14 protein-coding genes, 1 other RNA gene and 1 pseudogene are annotated in these 17,866 nt (G+C 63.8%); 7 read left to right on the top strand and 9 right to left on the bottom strand.

All coding sequences use genetic code 11. The features are described from left to right. Positions 1-127 precede the first annotated feature (127 nt). Positions 128-568: an RDD family protein gene (locus tag HK353_RS07070; RefSeq protein ID WP_173154345.1), complete on the bottom strand. Its 441-nt coding sequence runs from the start codon at positions 566-568 to the stop codon at positions 128-130. A gap of 143 nt (positions 569-711) precedes the next feature. Between HK353_RS07070 and glnA (HK353_RS07065) the strand changes: the two genes are divergently transcribed. Both glnA (HK353_RS07065) and HK353_RS07060 read left to right on the top strand, forming a co-directional pair. Beyond that, positions 712-2,136, top strand: a complete 1,425-nt coding sequence (gene glnA, locus HK353_RS07065; RefSeq protein WP_173154342.1) for a type I glutamate--ammonia ligase — start codon at positions 712-714, stop codon at positions 2,134-2,136. Positions 2,137-2,286: 150 nt separating this feature from the next. Next, positions 2,287-3,753 (top strand): mycothione reductase, encoded by a 1,467-nt coding sequence (locus HK353_RS07060; RefSeq protein WP_173154339.1) that lies wholly within the window; start codon positions 2,287-2,289, stop codon positions 3,751-3,753. Between the two features lie 73 nt (positions 3,754-3,826). Here HK353_RS07060 and HK353_RS07055 read toward each other — a convergent pair whose 3' ends face one another. Genes HK353_RS07055 through HK353_RS07045 form a run of 3 tightly spaced genes read right to left on the bottom strand, consistent with a single transcriptional unit; the run spans position 3,827 to position 8,434 of the window. Next, positions 3,827-6,868, bottom strand: a complete 3,042-nt coding sequence (locus HK353_RS07055; RefSeq protein WP_173154336.1) for a bifunctional [glutamine synthetase] adenylyltransferase/[glutamine synthetase]-adenylyl-L-tyrosine phosphorylase — start codon at positions 6,866-6,868, stop codon at positions 3,827-3,829. Beyond that, positions 6,868-8,226 carry a type I glutamate--ammonia ligase gene (glnA, locus tag HK353_RS07050; protein WP_173154334.1) on the bottom strand — a complete coding sequence of 453 codons (1,359 nt, stop codon included), beginning with the start codon at positions 8,224-8,226 and terminating at the stop codon, positions 6,868-6,870. Before glnA (HK353_RS07050) ends, HK353_RS07055 begins: the two co-directional genes overlap by 1 nt. A gap of 4 nt (positions 8,227-8,230) precedes the next feature. After that, complete coding sequence (locus HK353_RS07045) at positions 8,231-8,434, bottom strand: hypothetical protein (RefSeq protein ID WP_101547427.1); 204 nt, start codon at positions 8,432-8,434, stop codon at positions 8,231-8,233. A gap of 318 nt (positions 8,435-8,752) precedes the next feature. Between HK353_RS07045 and ald the strand changes: the two genes are divergently transcribed. Next, positions 8,753-9,871: an alanine dehydrogenase gene (ald, locus tag HK353_RS07040; RefSeq protein ID WP_173154331.1), complete on the top strand. Its 1,119-nt coding sequence runs from the start codon at positions 8,753-8,755 to the stop codon at positions 9,869-9,871. A gap of 77 nt (positions 9,872-9,948) precedes the next feature. On the opposite strand, the gene HK353_RS07035 is transcribed toward ald, so the two are convergent. Then, on the bottom strand, positions 9,949-10,674 hold the full coding sequence (locus tag HK353_RS07035; protein WP_173154328.1) for a FadR/GntR family transcriptional regulator: 726 nt from the start codon (positions 10,672-10,674) through the stop codon (positions 9,949-9,951). Positions 10,675-10,799: 125 nt separating this feature from the next. On the opposite strand from HK353_RS07035, the gene map reads away from it, so the two are divergent. Further along, positions 10,800-11,708, top strand: coding sequence for a type I methionyl aminopeptidase (map, locus tag HK353_RS07030; RefSeq protein WP_173154324.1), 909 nt, complete (start codon positions 10,800-10,802; stop codon positions 11,706-11,708). Position 11,709: 1 nt separating this feature from the next. Continuing rightward, on the top strand, positions 11,710-12,543 hold the full coding sequence (ppgK, locus tag HK353_RS07025; RefSeq protein ID WP_173154321.1) for a polyphosphate--glucose phosphotransferase: 834 nt from the start codon (positions 11,710-11,712) through the stop codon (positions 12,541-12,543). A gap of 28 nt (positions 12,544-12,571) precedes the next feature. Here the strand turns inward: ppgK and rnpB are convergent. After that, positions 12,572-12,940, bottom strand: an RNA gene (gene rnpB, locus HK353_RS07020) — RNase P RNA component class A. A 141-nt stretch (positions 12,941-13,081) separates the two neighbouring features. Between rnpB and HK353_RS07015 the strand changes: the two genes are divergently transcribed. Beyond that, positions 13,082-13,858, top strand: a complete 777-nt coding sequence (locus tag HK353_RS07015; protein ID WP_173154318.1) for a peroxide stress protein YaaA — start codon at positions 13,082-13,084, stop codon at positions 13,856-13,858. Between the two features lie 57 nt (positions 13,859-13,915). Here the strand turns inward: HK353_RS07015 and HK353_RS07010 are convergent, their stop codons facing one another. Next, positions 13,916-14,644 (bottom strand): zinc ribbon domain-containing protein, encoded by a 729-nt coding sequence (locus HK353_RS07010; protein WP_173154315.1) that lies wholly within the window; start codon positions 14,642-14,644, stop codon positions 13,916-13,918. A gap of 14 nt (positions 14,645-14,658) precedes the next feature. Then, complete coding sequence (locus HK353_RS07005; RefSeq protein ID WP_173154312.1) at positions 14,659-15,513, bottom strand: Nif3-like dinuclear metal center hexameric protein; 855 nt, start codon at positions 15,511-15,513, stop codon at positions 14,659-14,661. A 117-nt stretch (positions 15,514-15,630) separates the two neighbouring features. Between HK353_RS07005 and HK353_RS07000 the strand changes: the two genes are divergently transcribed. Next, complete coding sequence (locus HK353_RS07000; RefSeq protein WP_173154300.1) at positions 15,631-17,172, top strand: fatty acyl-CoA synthetase; 1,542 nt, start codon at positions 15,631-15,633, stop codon at positions 17,170-17,172. Between the two features lie 282 nt (positions 17,173-17,454). On the opposite strand, the pseudogene HK353_RS16985 reads toward HK353_RS07000, so the two are convergent. After that, positions 17,455-17,646 (bottom strand): annotated as a pseudogene (locus HK353_RS16985) (biotin synthase BioB); the annotation flags it as partial. Positions 17,647-17,866: the final 220 nt, after the last annotated feature.

Genomic DNA, 17,866 nt, shown 5'->3' with positions numbered 1-17,866 from the left:
GGCAAGGGTCACGGGGCGCCTACCAAACGTGTGGCGGCGCCGCTTCCCATTCCCCTCTTACTACCTGACGGCGGCCCAGCAACCTGGCGCGAGGTTGCTGGGCCGCCGTCAGGTAGTAATTGGAGGGTCAGCGGCGGAGGATGACGGTACCGGCAGCGAGGTCGTGGACTCCGCGGTTGTCGCGGTTGAAGATGAGCGCCGGAATGACGAGCACGACGAGAACGGCGCGGATGAGCGACTTGAGCAGTCCCGGCACATGGCCGTCGAGGCGGCGGACCTCGATACCGAAGAGGCGATGCCCCACCGAGTAGCCGAGAGTGCCCACGAGCACGAAATTCTCGAGTGCGAAGATGGCGGGAGCCAGAACCGGATTCGCCGGATCGATGAGATTGGCGATCGCCAGACACATCAGCCAGTCGACGAGTAGGGCGAGGATTCGCTTCCACGCCGGGGCCAGAGAATGCGAGCCGTTGACAGGCAGACCGAGCCGCTTTCCGGGCCAGTCGTCGTCATCCCTGTCGAACCGGGGTCCTTCGAGCCAGGAACCAAGGTCGTCACGATTGATCACTGCCCCAGCCTACGAAATCCGGCCTGAGTGGATCCTCAGGAAACATGCCCGAAACATGGTCGACATCACCACTTCATTCTTCGGCGACTAAGATTGACCATGGTCAGGACAAACGGCCACCGTACACGAACTAGGAGACCTAAGTGTTCTCGTCTGCTGAAGAACTCGTCAACTACATATCGGACAATGACGTCAAATTCGTCGATGTCCGGTTCTGCGACCTGCCCGGTGTGGTCCAGCACTTCAACCTCCCCGCCGCCTCATACTGCACCGAGGAGATCACCGAAGGTCTGCTCTTCGACGGGTCCTCCATCACAGGCTTCCAGGGCATCCACGAGTCCGACATGAAACTGCTCGCCGATGTCACCTCCGCCTACATCGATCCGTTCCGGGAGGCGAAGACTCTGGTCGTCACGCATTCGATCGTCGACCCCTTCACCGACGAGCCGTACTCCCGTGATCCCCGGCAGGTCGCGGCCAAAGCCGAGGCTTACCTGCAGAGCACCGGCATCGCCGACACGGCTTTCTACGGCGCCGAGGCGGAGTTCTACCTCTTCGACTCCGTCCAGTACGAGAACACTCCCGGCAACAGCTTCTACCGCATCGACTCCGAGGAAGCAGCGTGGAACACCGGCGCCGATGAGGCCGGCGGCAATCTCGGCTACAAGACTCCGCACAAGAGCGGGTACTTCCCCGTGTCTCCACAGGACCACTTCGCTGATATTCGTGACGAGATGTCGTTGACGCTCGAGCAGATCGGCTTCGAGATGGAACGGGCCCACCACGAGGTCGGCACCGCGGGTCAGCAGGAGATCAACTACAAGTTCAACACCCTCCAGCACGCCGCCGACCAGCTGCTCGACTTCAAGTACGTCATCAAGAACACTGCGTTCGCCAACGGCAAGTCTGCGACCTTCATGCCCAAGCCGATGTTCGACGACAACGGATCGGGAATGCACTGCCACCAGTCGCTGTGGAAGAACGGCGAGCCCCTGTTCTACGACGAGAACGGCTACGGCGGGCTCTCCGACCTCGCCCGCTGGTACATCGGCGGCCTCATCGAGCACGCCGGCGCCGTGCTCGCCTTCACGAACCCGACCATCAACTCCTACCGTCGACTCGTGCCCGGCTATGAGGCTCCGGTCAACCTCGTCTACTCGGCACGCAACCGTTCGGCCGCGATCCGCATTCCTGTGACCGGATCCTCGCCGAAGGCCAAGCGCCTCGAGTTCCGCGTACCCGACCCCTCGTCGAACCCCTACCTCGCGTTTTCGGCGCAGCTCATGGCCGGACTCGACGGCATCCGCAACCGCATCGAGCCCCCGGAGCCCATCGACAAGGACCTCTACGAGCTCCCGCCAGAGGAGGCCAAGGACATCAAGCTCGTCCCCGGCACCCTCGACGAGGCTCTCATCGAGCTGGAGAAGGACCACGACTTCCTCACCGCCGGGGACGTGTTCACCCCCGACCTCATCGAGACATGGATCCGCATCAAGCGTGAGAACGAACTCGATGTCGCTCGCCTGCGTCCGACACCGACGGAGTTCGAGCTCTATTACGCACTCTGATCTCGGCCGGCGGCCGACCTCAGCCGAGCTGAGATCCTGCAGCCGAGGGGAATAGAGTGAAGGCGTCACGGGTTTTCACCCGTGGCGCCCTTTCGGCTCTGCGGCCGTCGACGCGGCCGGTCGGATCACGCACCATCGGAGGGATGGACTTTGACGCACTATGACCTGCTGCTCATCGGCACCGGATCGGGAAACATGTTCCTCGACAAGCGGTTCGCCGGACTGAAGACCGCCATCGCCGAGGAATGGCACTTCGGCGGTACCTGCCTCAACGTCGGATGCATCCCGACGAAGATGTTCGTCTACCCCGCCACCCTCGCCGAACAAGCCACCGAGGCCGACCGCTACAACCTCACCCCGACCCACCCGAAAGTGGATTGGGCCGGACTCCAGGACCGTATCTTCTCCCGCATCGACGCGATCGAATCCGGAGGACGCGAGTACCGCAGCAGCGACCGTCAGCCCAATATCACCGTCGTCCCCGAACATGTTCATTTCACCGGGCAGAAGACAGTGCGCACCGCCTCCGGTGAGGAGATCACCGCCGAACGCATCGTCATCGCCGCCGGCGCCCACCCGATCATCCCCGACATCGCCGGGCTCGACACCGCCCGCATCGACACCGATGACTATCCGGTGTTCACATCGAACACGGTGATGCGCCGCGCCGCACAGCCGAAGCGACTGGTCATCATCGGCTCCGGGATCATCGCCATGGAATTCGCCCACGTCTTCGCCGCCCTCGGCACCGAGGTGACCGTCCTCGCCCGCGGCCCCCGCCTCCTGGGCAAGATCGACGAGGAGGCCGCCGACGAGTTCACCCGCATCTTCGACTCCTCCCACACCGTCCTCCACGGTGCCCAGTCCAAGCAGATCGACATCGCCGACGGTGAAGTCACGTTGACCCTCGAACCCAGCGGCCGCCTCGCCGAGGCGGACCTGCCGGAGACGATCACTGCCGACGGAGTGCTCGTGGCCACAGGAAGGGTTCCCAACACCGCTGAGCTCGACGTCGAGGCCGCCGGTTTCGACATCACGGACGGCAACCGCCTGTCCGTGGACGAGCACCAAAGAGTCCTTTCGGGCGGTCAGCCCGTTCCCGGAGTATTCGCTCTCGGAGACATCTCCTCACCCCATCAGCTCAAACACGTCGCCAACCACGAAGCGAAGATCGTCGGCCGCAATCTTGCCGCAGACGTTGCCGCAGGGTCGCCCGGCAGTGCTCGGGCGAACGACCTCGCCGCAGTCAATCACCACGCCGTTCCCGGTGCCGTCTTCTCCTCCCCGCAGGTCGCCTATGTGGGCATGACCGAGGCAGAGGCCACTGAGGCCGGACACGACGTCACTATCAAGGTGCAGAGGTTCTCCGATGTCGCCTACGGTTGGGCGATGGCCGATGACCCGGGAATCGTGAAGATCATCGCCGATCGGAGCACCCGGCACATCCTCGGCGCCCATATCGTCGGGCACGAAGCGTCGATGCTCATCCAACCGCTCATCCAGGCCATGGCCTTCGGGCAGAAGGCCGACGAGGTGGCCACGGGGCAGTATTGGATCCACCCGGCACTGCCCGAGGTCGTTGAGAACGCCCTGCTCGGACTCGAATTCGACGACTGAGCACATCCGCCGACTGCCGATTCGTCCCATGACCGAGAGAGTCCGCACGCCGGCGGCTGTCGCCGCCGGCGAGTCAGAAGTCGTAGAAGCGGTGTTCCATCACGGAACGTGCGTGCCTGGTGGTGCGCAGATAATCGTCTTCGAGGTCATGGCCCGCGCCTGCCGGATAGCCGAGGAGTCGGGCCGTAGCTTCGAGCTCGGTGTGATCGACAGGCAGCGATTCCGCGATGCGTCCGCGGAAGAGCATCACGGCCGAACGCACATCGGTCGACAACTGCCAGGCCGCCGCCAGCTGGTCGGCGTCCTCAGCCGGCAGCAGATTCTCGTGCGTGGCCACGTCGAGAGCCGCCAGAGTCGAGGTGGTTTGCAGGCCTTCCACCCGATGGGCGTGTTGGAGCTGCAGGAGCTGCACGGTCCATTCGACATCGGAGAGGCTGCCTCGGCCGAGTTTGAGGTGTCGACGCTTATCGGCATTGCGGGGCAGCCGTTCGTCTTCCATTCGCGCTTTGAGCGTGCGCACCTGTGTCAACGCCTTCTGCGGCATCTCCTCCGGATAGCGCAATGGATCGATGAGTGCCAGGAATGCCTTGAAGAGACCGTCATCGCCGGCCACTGGGCGCGCCCGCAGCAGCGCCTGTGCCTCCCATGGCTGGGACCACTTCGCGTAATAGGCCTGGTAGGACGAGAGACTGCGTACCAACGGCCCGTTCTTACCTTCCGGACGCAGATCAGCATCGAGGTCGACCCCCTGGGCTCCTTCGCTGGCTTTGAGTCGCGATGACAGTTGGAGCGCCACCTTCGTCACGTGTTTGCTCAGTTTTCCGCGGGCCTCGGCGTCGAGATCGTCTGACACGGGGCGGTAGACGAACATCGCATCGGCGTCAGAGAAATAGCCGATCTCCCGACCGCCCCAACGGCCCATAGCGATGATCCCCAATTCGTAGTTCGGAGTGTCAGGACCGTCGAGGTCAATTCGGACTGCCTGCAGGGCCCCTTTGACCGCCAAGTCCATGAGATCGGAGAGATCACCGGGTATCTCGGTGCGTTCGCCGACGTTGAGGACGTCGCGCAGAGCGATCCGCAGCAGTTCACGGCTGTACGTCTCGCGGATCGAAGTCACCGCATCGGCGCCATGGCGCTTGAGCAGCCCGTCGACCTCGGCGTTGAGGATCGAGAGGTCACGAGCTTCGAGATTCGCATGACGGTCCAGCCAGGCGACAGCGGCGGGCCGGCGTAGCAGAAGCTCCGTCGCATACCCGGACAGGGAGAGGACCTCGGCCACCGATTTGGCGGCCAGGCCGGAGTCGCGAAGCATCTTGAGGAACCACCCGGACGATGACAGCGATTCGCTGAGTCGTCGGAAGGCCAGCAGTGCTCGATCGGGTTCGACACCGTCGGAGAACCAGTCGAGCAGCGCCGGAAGCACCTGCTTGATGACCATGGCAGTGCGTGACATCCCTGTGGTCAGGGCCTTGATATGGCTCAAAGCACCCTGCGGGTCCACATAACCGAAAGCCTGGAGACGATCGGCGGCCGCCTGCAGGCTCGAACCCCGCTTCTGCGCGTCCACGACGGCTCCGTGGACGCCGACGGCCGCCTCGAGGATGGGCCGATAGAAGATCTGCTCATGGAGGCGGGTGACCTGCTTCGCATAATCGCGGCGAGCCTGTTCGAGGCGATCGCCGGTCCGTGAACCTGACCGGAAGACCGAACGGGCCAACGTTCGCAGCTTGGCCTCATCGTCGGGAATGAGCGCATTGCGCATCATCCTCGGGATCTGGACGCGGTGTTCGACAACGCGCATGAAGCGGTACGCGGTGGAGAAGACGGATGCATCCTGCTGGCCGATATAGCCGTGTTCTCCTAGCTCACCGAGAGCAACGAGTGTATTCGGGGTGCGGATGTCTTCGTCGTTGCGTCCGTGGACGAGCTGGAGCATCTGAGCGGAGAATTCGACGTCCCGCAGCCCGCCGCGACCCAGTTTGATCTGGCGTGGGGCCTCGGTCGCCGGGATGAGGTCGACGACGCGGCGACGCATCGCCCGGATTCCGTCGATGAAGCCAGGACGGCTGGCCGCCTGCCAGACCAACGGCAGGAGAGACTCGGAGAAGGCTTGTCCCACCTCGCTGTTGCCGGCGACGGGTCGGGCCTTGAGGAGGGCCTGGAACTCCCAGTTCTCGGCGATATCGGCATAGTAGTGCTCGAATTCCGACAGCGTGCGCACGAGGGCTCCGGCTTTTCCTTCGGGACGCAGTGCGGTGTCGACCTCCCACAGTGCAGGCTCGCCTCCGGCGTCCGAGAGGATGCTGCGCATACGTTGGGCGAGATCGGTGGCCAGGCTCCTGGCACCTTCGGTCTCGGCGGAGTCGAGGACGAAGACGACGTCGACATCGGAGACGTAGTTGAGTTCTCGTGCACCGGTCTTGCCCAGGGCGATGACCGCCAGTCGGATGTCGGCCGCCTCGTCGAGTTCGGCTCGTGCGATGGCCAGGGCCGCGTCGAGGGCAGCGGCGGCAAGGTCGGAGAGGACAGCCATGACATGGTCGACGATTTCGTCCGGAGACTCCGCCGACAGATCATCGGCGACGAGACGAAGCACCGCATCTCGATAGTTCCGTCGCAGCGCCTTGACCCCGTCATCTCCGGTCACCGCGGCGCGCGGAGCCGGATCCTCGGGGTCCGCACCGAGGGCCGAGAGCATCTCTGATCTCAGGGACACCGCCGAGGCGGCAGGCGTGGAGATCAGCAGGAACGGGTCGGGGACGAGCAGCAGCGGCAGGGAGTCGGGATGCCGGACCAGATGGTCGACCATCGCCTCCGAAGTGCCGACGACCGCGAGGAGCCGGGCCAGGAGGGGGCGGTTGAGTTCGTCCTCGGCCAGCTCGCTCTTCGATCCGGTCCTCACTGCGTCCAGCAGGGCCGCGGAACCCTCCCCCGCGGCCTCGACCACGCGCAACAGACCCAGCGCCGCTCCGTGCGGGTCCGGGGTTGCCATGAGGAGATCAACGAACCGCGAATCAGTGGCCAGAGGGACGCCGAGGAGCTCATCGAGCTCGTGGAGGAACCGAGCGGTGGCCTCCGGGACGCTAGCCGTGCGTGAGGTGATTGCGGCCATCACATCGAGGTGAAGTGCTTGGCGAGTTCGTATGGAGTCACCTGCGCGCGATAGTCGGCCCATTCCTGCCGTTTATTGCGCAGGAAGAAGTCGAACACCTCTTCTCCCAGGGTCTCGGCGACGAGATCCGATCCCTCCATCAGCTCCAGGGCATGGGAAAGGCTGCGCGGCAGCGCCTCGATCCCCATCGCCCGCCGTTCGGTGGAAGAGAGCAGCCAGACGTTGTCTTCGGCCTCTTCAGGCAGTTCGTAGCCCTCTTCGATCCCCTTGAGTCCCGCTGCGAGCATGAGCGCATACGACAGGTACGGGTTGGCGGAGGAATCCAGCGCACGGTACTCGACACGAGCGGACGAGGACTTTCCGGAGTTGTACTGCGGGACCCGTACGAGAGCAGATCGGTTGCGGTGGCCCCACGAGATGTACGACGGAGCTTCATGGCCGGTCCAGAGACGTTTATAGGAGTTCACGTGCTGGTTGGTCACTGCCGAAATCTCGGCGGCGTGGGTGAGCAGTCCGGCGATGAACTGTCGGCCGGTCTTCGACAGCTGATATTCGGCCCCCGGTTCGAAGAAGGCATTGTTCTCGCCCTCGAACAGGGAGACATGCGTGTGCATCCCGTTGCCTGGGTGATCGGCCATCGGCTTGGGCATGAACGAAGCGTAGACGCCTTGGGAGATCGCGACCTCTTTGATCACCGACCGGAACGTCAAGACGTTGTCGGCCATGGTCAGCGCGTCGGCGTAGCGCAGGTCGATCTCGTTCTGACCAGGTCCGGCCTCATGGTGGGAGAACTCCACCGACAGTCCCATGGCTTCGAGCATGGTGACTGCTTCGCGGCGGAAGTCATTGGCCGTTCCCCCATTGACATGGTCGAAGTAGCCTGCTGTGTCGACGGGCATCGGCGCTGAGCCGTCGCTGATCCCGGTCACAGGGTCGAGATTGTCGGTCTTGAAGAGGTAGAACTCGATCTCAGGATGCACATAGAAGGTGAAGCCGCGTTCGGCGGCTTTGGCCAGAGTGCGTTTGAGGACGTTGCGCGGATCGGCCGGCGCTGGCTCTCCCCCGGGCACATGGATATCGCAGAACATCCTCCCAGTCGGTTCGATCTCTCCGCGCCAGGGCAGCAGAGAGAACGTCGAGGGGTCGGGTTTGAGCACCATATCGGCCTCGAACACCCGGGACAGTCCTTCGACTGCCGAGCCGTCGAATCCGATGCCTTCGGAGAAGGCGCCTTCGAGTTCGGCGGGGACGATGGCCACGGACTTCAGCTGACCCAGGACATCAGTGAACCAGAGTCGGATGAATCGCACTTCACGATCCTCGACAGTCCTGAGAACGAATTCCTCCTGACGCGACATCTATTCAGCCGTTCCACTTCTCGTCGTCTTCGTCCCACTGCTGGTTGCGTTCACGCGCCTTCTCCAGGGCGGCCCGGGCGACTTCCTCGGTCTCGTAGGGCCCCATGCGGTGGGCCCAGTCGCTGACCAGGCCCTTTTCCACGGTGTTCGTCTCGAGGTTGAAGTAGTACTTCGAGTTCGGGTCGTCGATATCTTCGTAGAGTCCCATGGCGAGCCTTCTCTCCTCTGCGGGGTTCTGCATTGACGCTTTCAGCTTACCGTTTCAAGTCGCGAACTGACGGCACGTTTCGCTGATGCGTCGGAAGCGCCCTCTCTGCATCTTTGGTGCAGTCTGAGCTCGACTGGAATCATGTTTTCCGCTTTGTCTGGCACCCAGACGCACTGATTTCGCATCACTGGTAACGAAAACAGGTTTAAAGGTTTGCTCTCCAAACCTTCAAAGGAATAGAGTTGGCACCATCGACGGCCGACGGAGAGGTCGGTCGCCTCCGCCCCTGCGGCACATCACCAGGAGAGAAGGACACACATGCGCATTTCAGTGCCCACCGAGGTCAAGAACAACGAGTTCCGAGTCGCCATCACCGCTGCCGGCGTCAACGAACTCGTCGCCCACGGCCATGAGGTCACCGTCCAAGCGGGAGCCGGCGAAGGCTCCTTCATCATCGATGCCGAATACGAGGCAGCCGGAGCGACGATCGCCCCCGACGCGGCCTCCACCTGGGCCGCCGGCGATCTCGTGCTCAAGGTCAAAGAGCCGATCGCCCAGGAATACGGGTTCCTGCGTAAGGATCTCATCCTCTTCACCTACCTCCACCTCGCCGCCGATGAGGCACTCACGAAGGCTCTGATGGAGGCCGGAACCACCGCCATCGCCTACGAGACCGTCCAGCACGACGGCGGCGGTCTTCCGCTGCTGGCGCCGATGAGTGAGATCGCCGGTCGCCTGTCGACTCAGGTCGGCGCCCACAGCCTGCTCAAGGCCAACGGTGGTCGCGGCATCCTGCTCTCCGGGGTCCCCGGCGTCGAACGTGCGAATGTCGTCGTCATCGGTGCCGGTGTGGCCGGGACGAACGCCGCCCGCATGGCCCTCGGTCTCGGAGCGACCGTCGAAGTCATCGACATCAACATTCCGCGCCTGCGGCAGATCGATGAGACCTTCGCCGGCGCCATCGGGACGAAGGTGTCGAACAAGTACGAGATCACGAAGTCTCTGGCCTCGGCCGATCTCGTGATCGGTTCGGTGCTGATCCCGGGCAAGAAGGCGCCGAAGCTCGTCACCGATGACATGGTTTCCGGGATGAAGCCGGGCTCCGTCCTCGTTGATATCGCCATCGATCAGGGCGGCTGCTTCGAGAACTCGCGACCGACGACGCACGATGATCCGACGTTCACCGTGCACAACTCTGTCTACTACTGTGTGGCGAACATGCCCGGTGCGGTGCCGAACACAGCTACGGCGGCGCTGACGAATGCGACTTTGCCCTTTGCCGTGAAGATCGCCGACCAAGGCTGGCACAAGGCACTGTCGAACGATTCGGCCCTGGCCCGCGGCCTCAACATCCACAACGGGCATGTCACCAACGACAACGTCGCCGAGGCGTTCGGCTACGAAGCCGTGTCCGTGGCCCACGCCCTAGCCAACTGAAGAACCCTGATTACTACCTGCCGGCGGCCCAGCAACCTCGCGCGAGGTTGCTGGGCCGCCGTCAGGTAGTAATTGGGTCAGGGGCGGGGGACGATGGTCGTGTACCTGAAGTGCTCCTCGCAGAGTCGTCCCGCAGCTTCTGCGTCTCCGGCCGCGATCGCCTCGACGATCGCGGCGTGGTCGTCCACGGCGTGATCGAAGAGCTCTGCCGAGAACGGGTCGTGACGGAAACCGGCGTTGATCTTCGTATCGAGGTCGATGGCCATCCGCACGAGTTCCGGGTTGTGACCGGCACGGGCGATGGCGAAGTGGAACTGCGCGTCCGCGGTGCGCGCGGCGGCCGCTTCGGCGCGTTGGGAATAGACTTCGGCCAGTTCGCGGAGCTCGCTCAGCTCCTCCTCGGTGCGTCGCAGGGCCGCGGTCGCCGCCAGCGAATTCTGGAAGACCGCGCGGGCGTCGAGCAGGTTCCGCCTCTCGGCATGGAACTCGCCGATTCTGCCGGCCATGGGAGCCAGCGCCTCGGGGCGGGCGGTCTTGACGAACGTCCCTCCCCCGCGGCCGCGGCGGCGCTCGACGACTCCGAGACGCTCTAACCGCAGCAGGGCTGCGCGCACGCTCGAGCGGGACACCTGCAGATCTGCGGCCAACGTCCGTTCGCCCGGCAACAGGGTGCCTTCCGGCAACGCTCCGACGGCGATTCCGGAGAGGATGTGGTCGGCGATCTGCTGCGGTGCGCTCGTCAGGCTCACCACTTCGCCCAGTCCAGCGAACTCGTGGCCCGCCGATGTCGTGTCGTCGCTCAATCTGCCTCCCGCTTCCTTGGCACGGCTGCTTCCGATTCTAGACTCCACAGGTCCTGCACCGCGGCATCGACAGGCGACCGGGCAGCGGGACAAAGCCGCGTTTCCAGCATAGGATCGACACCATCATGACTGTTCACACTCGCCTGCTCACGCCCGGCACCATTTCGCCCGAACGCGGTGTGCCGAAGGACATCCCCCGCCCGGAGTACGTCGGTCGTGCCGACGCCGATGAAGGCCGGGGAAACAATTTCTACAGCCCCGAGGAAGTCGAGGTGGTCCGGGCGGCCGGTCGGATCGCAGCCAATGCCCTGGCCGCCGTCGGCGAGATGATCGCCCCCGGCGTCACGACCGACGACATCGACAGGGTGGCGCACGAGTTCATGTGCGATCACGGAGCGTACCCGTCGACGCTGAGCTATCGCGGGTTCCCGAAATCCGTGTGCACCTCCGTCAACGAGGTGATCTGCCACGGCATCCCCGACTCAACTGTCATCGAAGACGGCGACATCGTCAATGTCGATATCACCGCCTACTACCAGGGCATGCACGGAGACACGAACTACACATTCACCGCCGGTGACGCCGATGAGGAGTCACGTCTCCTCATCGAACGCACTTACGAATCGATGATGCGAGGAATCAAGGCGGTCAAACCGGGCCGTCAGATCAACGTCATCGGACGAGTCATCGAGAAGTACGCGAAGCGCTTCGACTACGGAGTCGTGCGCGACTACAGCGGGCACGGAGTCGGACGCGAATTCCACTCTGGGCTCATCATCCCGCACTATGACGCGGCTCCCGCCCACGCGGAGACGATGGAACCGGGAATGATCTTCACGATCGAACCGATGCTCAACCTCGGTACGATCGACTGGGACGTCTGGGATGATTCCTGGACCGTGGTGACGAAGGACCGCAAGCGCTCCGCTCAGTTCGAGCACACTCTGGTGGTAACTGAGTCCGGCGCCGATATCCTGACTCTGCCCGATGTCGATACCGCGATTGCCGCCGGACCCGCACATGAGGAGAGCTGAGATGAGCGCGGAGACCTCACCACGCTTTGCGATCGGAATCGACATCGGCGGCACCGGGATCAAAGTGGCACTCGTCGACACGGTGACGGGCAAGCTGCCGTTCAAGCGGCTGCGCGAGCTCACCCCGAAGCCGAGCACCCCGGAGGCCGTGGCTGCGACGATCGCCACGGTGTTGGATGCGCTGAGCGAACGTGCCGTCGAACTCGAACTCGTCGCCGACCGTGCCGCTATCGACTCCCTTCCAGTCGGCTGCGGATTCCCCGGTGTCATCCGCGAAGGACTCGTCGAATACACGGCGAACCTCGACCAGAGTTGGATCGGTTCGCCCATCGCCGACATCATCGGCGAGAGCACGGGCCGCACCGTGTACTTCCTCAACGATGCCGATGCCGCCGGACTGGCCGAGATGACGTTCGGGGCCGGACGCAAGCACCGGAAGAAGACGGTGCTGCTGACGACGCTGGGCACCGGAATCGGAACCGCCCTGTTCACTCACGGCCGGATGGTTCCCTACACCGAACTCGGCCATATCGAGATGAACGGCGCCGATGCCGAGACGCAGGCCGCGGAATCGGTCAGGACTCGGCTGGGATTGACCTATCCGGAGTGGGCGGCTCGTCTGCAGCAGTACTATTCGCAGATCGAACTGCTGGTCGCACCCGACGTCATCATCGTCGGCGGCGGAGTCTCGAAGTCCCATGACCAGTTCCTGCCGCTCATCGAGACACGGGCGAAACTCAAGCCCGCGAAACTCTACAACAACGCCGGAATCGTGGGAGCTGCGATGATCGCGGTCAACGGCGGTAAGGCGAAGGTTCGTCGCAGTCCGTCCTGAAAGACGCGTCGCGACGGAGGACGAAGGTGAGGACAGGCCACCGATAAGCCGGGTTCTGTCGACGAGTCGGTTGCCCTTCTCGCCTGACGGTCATCTATCTGGGACCGATGTTGCCACCGGCCTCAAGCAATCCACCCGACGACTCGGCGAGCAGCCTCGAACGTCGTCTGTCTGATCTTGCTCCGGATGGGGTTTACCCAGCAGCGACGGTCACCCGCCGCCCTGGTGGTCTCTTACACCACCGTTTCACCCTTACCCAGTCGGAACTGGGCGGTCTGCTTTCTGTTGCACTGGCCCGCGGGTCGCCCCGGGTGGGTGTTACCCACCATCCCTGCTCTGTGGAGCCCGGACGTTCCTCAGCTCTCACGAAGAGAGCCGCGACCGTCTGGTGACCTGTCCTCAGGCATCCCAGTGTAGTCGCTTCGCGACTCCCCCACGCACACAGCCCCCGCACGCAGCGGAGGCCGGAGACCGAACGTGATCAACCTCATCCCCACCCGGTCCCAGCCCCGTCACTGCGTGATCATACGATGGGGTGGTGAAGATCCTGCTGCCGCCCTCCGAGGGCAAGACTCCGTCGCCGACCGGTCCCACGCTCGATCTCGATGGTCTCTCGGCTCCGGAGCTCACTACGAAGCGCAAGCGTGTGCTCGCTGCCCTGAAGAAGGTCTCGAAGCGCCGAGATGCCCTCGAGAAGCTCGGCGTCGGCGCGTCACTCACCGCTGACGTCGAACGGAATACCGTCCTCGATGAGATCCACTGTGCCCCCGCGCTGCTCACCTATTCCGGTGTGCTCTATGAGGCTATGGGCGCCAGCGAGCTGGTGGCGCAGTCGAACGATGACGATCAGCTGCGGGACCGCCTCCACGACGTTCACGTATTCTCGGCCCTGTTCGGCCGGGTGCACGGACTCGATGAGATCCCCGCTTACCGACTGGCGATGAAGACCGATCTGGAGACCTTGGGAAAGCTGACATCCTATTGGAAGCCGGTTCTGGCGAAATCCTGCTCCCTCGACCCCGCCGAGGTGGCCCTCGACTGCCGCTCGAGCGATTACCGGTCCGTGTGGCCGGGTCCCACCGATCAGGTCGTCACCATGGGTGCCGTGTCCGTCAGCGGCGGGAAACGTCGCGTCGTCTCCCACTGGGCGAAGTTCTACCGAGGCGAGTTCGCCGGTCGGCTGCTCTCCGATGATCGGGCCCTGCCGGAGACTGCTGAAGACCTTGTGTCCCGGGCCGAGGAGTTCTATGAGGTTGAATTCACAGCCTCGACGAGCTCGAAGCCGGCGAACCTCATGATCGTCCTCCGCGACTGAGACACGCGTCAACAACGAACCCGTCCGCCAAGGTTGACGAGATCAGTCGAGACAGGATCAGCTGCGACGCAGCAGCACCGCCTCGCATTCTTCGCATTCATAGGTTTCGTTGACATCGGCGCCGAGCATTCCGTGCCAGACCGCACCGCCGATCTCCTGTCCGCACGCCTGACAGTTCGGACCGTTGAGCAGGGCGGCACCGGGACCGCCCTGCCGGACATTGGCATCGAATGTCGTGAGCAGCTGCTGCGGCAGCTCGCTCCTCGAGCCCGACGCCGCGGCCTCGTTCTCGGTGATGAGTTCCCGCAGCTCGGTCTTCCTGTCCTTCACCGCGGTCTGCACCTCTTTGCCGGAGGCCGTGACTTCGGCGATTCGGTCATCGACCGCCGCGAGTTCGTCTTCAGCGGCTTCGAGCTTCTCCATCTCCTCCAGCTGCGATTCTTCGAGTTCGGCGACCCGAGCTTCGTGACCGGCGATCTCTTCTTGCAGATTCACCATATCCTTGCTGGTCAGACCGGTTCCGTCGTTGAGCTCGGCGGTCTTCTTCTCGATCTTCGATCGCTGTGCTTCGATGAGTCCGGTGGCTTCGGTGATGGCGTCCTGATGGCCGTCGACGACAGCGGCGGCCTCGGTCCGCTTCTCTCCGAGCTCCTTGTGGCGGGAGATGAGGTCCTGCAGCTCCTCTGCTCTCTTCGGGTTGTCATGTTCGAACTGGAGGGCGCGCCCGTGGGCGGTGAGTTCGATGAGGGTCTGCAGCGCAGTTCTCTGGCTGTCGGTGATGAGCATCGTCGGTCTCCTTGTCAGTACCGTTCGACCCAGGGGTCGGTGTTGACTGCCGAGTGCTGCAGCGAGACAGTGAACCCGCGCCGCGCGAATTCGGTCTCGAGTGCCTCGGCCGCCGCACTCAGCCAGACTGTCTCAGACGCCCAGTGGGAGACGTCGATGAGCGAGAGTCCGCTCTCTCGACGATTCGCCGCATCAAGCGCCTCGGTGGCCGGGTGATGGCGGAGGTCGGCGGTCACGTAGACGTCGGCGCCGCTGGCCCGGACCTCGTCGAACAGCGAGTCGCCGGCGCCGCCGCAGACCGCGACACGGGTCGCTGACGCAGCGGGGTCGCCGGCGATGCGCACACCGGTCGTGGTGCCAGGCAGCTGCGCAGCCAGTCGCCTGGCAAGGTCCCGGACCGGTGTGGGCCGGTCGAGGTCGCCGACGCGACCGATTCCGGTCGGCAGCGAGCCGCGTCCCGAATCATCAGCCTCGTCATGCGGGGACAGTGGCTGCGCGCCCTCGATGCCCATGAGTGAGATGAGCACATCGGAGACTCCGCCGCGGGCCGAGTCAGCGTTCGTATGCGCGTTGAACAGTGCAATATCGTTGCTGATGAGCGTGTGCACGGCTCCGCCCTTCAAAGTTGCGGCGTTCACCGACTTCACGGGTTTGAGCATGAGCGGATGATGGTTGAACACCAGATCCGCACCGAGAACGACGGCCTCGGCGATCACGGCGTCCATCGGGTCGAGAGCCAAGAGGATCGACCTGACCTCGGCGTCGGGGTCGCCGACGGCCAGGCCCACGGAATCCCAGGACTCGGCCAGGGCCGGTGGCCACAGTGAGTCGAACACTTCTACGCAGTCACTCACCTTCGGATGTCTCATGCCCCCACACTATTACATCGGGTCCGGGCACATCGCCAGCGCCGCGGGACCGAGGACCCTGTCCAGAGATCGACGGACGATTTTCGGAGAACGTGATCTGACTCATATATTTGGATCATGACATCTACACGCATCTCCTCCGAATCACCCGTCATCAGAAACTCGTCCACGGTCTCGGATCTCATCCGCCGCAGCGCCGGCCGTTTCCCCACCGACACAGCCCTCGAATTCGGGGACCGAACTTGGACCTATGCAGAACTTGACTCTGCCGTGACCGCGGTGGCCCGCGAACTCGTCCGTCTCGGCGTGACGAAGGGCGACCGTGTCGCCGCCTATGGGAAGAACTCCGACCTCTTCGTCCTCCTCTATCTCGGCTGCGCACGCGCCGGATTCATCCACGTGCCGGTCAACTATCAGCTGAAGAACGACGAACTCGACTACATCCTCAGCAACTCCGGTGCCGAGATCGTCTTCTCCGATTCCGACCTCAAGTCCGCCGTCACCTCAACCCCGACCGGAGCCGAGGCGCAGGTGATCGACTTCGCCGATCTCGTTCCGGTCGCCACCGCAGAGGAGATCGCCCCTGCAGGCAACGCAGAATTCTCCGTCGACGACACGGACGTGGCTCAGCTGCTCTACACCTCCGGCACCACCTCGGCGCCGAAAGGTGCGGTGATGACCCATCGCGCCCTTCTCCACGAGTACCTGTCGTCCCTCATGTCCCTCGACTTCGCTGCGACAGATCGCACCGTCCACGCCCTGCCGCTCTATCACTCAGCGCAGATGCACGTCTTCCTGCTGCCGCTTCTGTCGATCGGCGCGCACAACATCATCGTCCCCGCTCCCGTGCCCGAGCAGCTGCTCGCCATCTTCGAGGAACGGGAGATCAATTCGTTCTTCGCCGCCCCCACCGTCTGGGTGGCACTGGCGAACAGCCCCGACCTCGAGACCCGCAACCTCGACAGCCTCCACAAGGCCTACTACGGTGCTTCGATCATGCCCGGGCCGATCCTCGAGCGCCTGCGCCAGCGGCTTCCGCAGCTGGGCTTCTACAACTGCTTCGGCCAGTCGGAGCTCGGGCCGTTGTGCACTGTGCTGCGTCCCGAAGAACATGACGATCATCCGGGTTCAGCCGGTCGCCCGGTCATGTTCGTCGAGACCCGCGTCGTCGACACCGGCGGTGACGACGTCGGCCCAGGCGAGGAGGGCGAGATCCTCTACCGGTCGCCGCAGCTGTGCGAAGGGTATTGGAACCGGCCCGAGGCCACCGTCGAGGCGTTCGACAATGGCTGGTTCCACTCCGGGGACCTCGTCAAGGTCGACGAGGAAGGCTTCGTCGAGGTCGTCGACCGGGTCAAGGACGTGATCAACACGGGCGGCGTGCTGGTCGCCAGCCGCCAAGTCGAGGACGCCGTCTTCGAACTGCCCCAGGTCGCCGAGGTGGCAGTGGTCGGGATTGCCGATGAGAAGTGGATCGAGGCGGTCGCCGCCTTCGTCGTCCTCAAGGACGGCCAGCCGCCGTTGTCGGCCGAAGAGGTCATCGGTCATGTCAAGTCCCGTTTGGCCGGATTCAAGGTGCCCAAGCGGGTGGAGTTCGTTGCCGAACTGCCGAAGAACTCGGCCGGGAAGATCCTCAAGCGGAGCCTGCGCCAAGCCTGAGGGCATGCGGCCGCTCAGGCGTTGGCGACTTCAGCGGTGCCTGCGCCGCGCCTGCGGATGACGGGATCGGTGTGGGTGGCCGCCTCGGCGGTGGTCTGCGAATCGGAACAGCAGCCGGCTTCCCCACCGCATCCTTCAGCGGATTCGTCGGTTCGGGCCTCCCCTCCCTCCCCGGTCTCCTGGCCGAGGATGTGAATCCGTTGTCGCGGATCATGGTGAGGTCGTCGTCGGCGGCTAGGCCCTCGGCGGTGAGGTAGTCGCCGAAGAAGATCGAGTTGGCCAGCTGCAGTAGGTGCAGCTTTCCGGGCACAGTCCCGATTTGAGGTTGACGACATAGTTCAACTTGATCGTCATGCCTAAGTGCTCTCGGCGGAGTCGCGATCCGGCATGGACGAGACCGAACAGCTCCGCATCCGACGTAGCCAGGAGCGCGAGTGCGTCGGATTCAGTGGCCGTATTCCCGGGGCGATTCAGAGGGACTCCGCGAGTCGGTCCGGGTTCACGTGCTGGTCAAGGTTCAAGGTCGTCATCGATTGGTCCTTCGTCTCCGTGCGATTGGACATGGTCAGAGTCGGTCCCAGTCAGATCTCCTGAACGCTGCTCAGTGCGCTATCAGAACACTGCCCCGAGTCGTTGGGGCAGGCTCGGATCCCATGCAGCCGAAACCAGTTCGTCAGTCGTCGAGTCGGCGTGC

The sequence above is a fragment of the Brevibacterium permense genome, from assembly GCF_013280495.1.
GTDB lineage: Bacteria > Actinomycetota > Actinomycetes > Actinomycetales > Brevibacteriaceae > Brevibacterium > Brevibacterium permense.
This window is presented reverse-complemented; position numbering and strand designations above follow the sequence as displayed.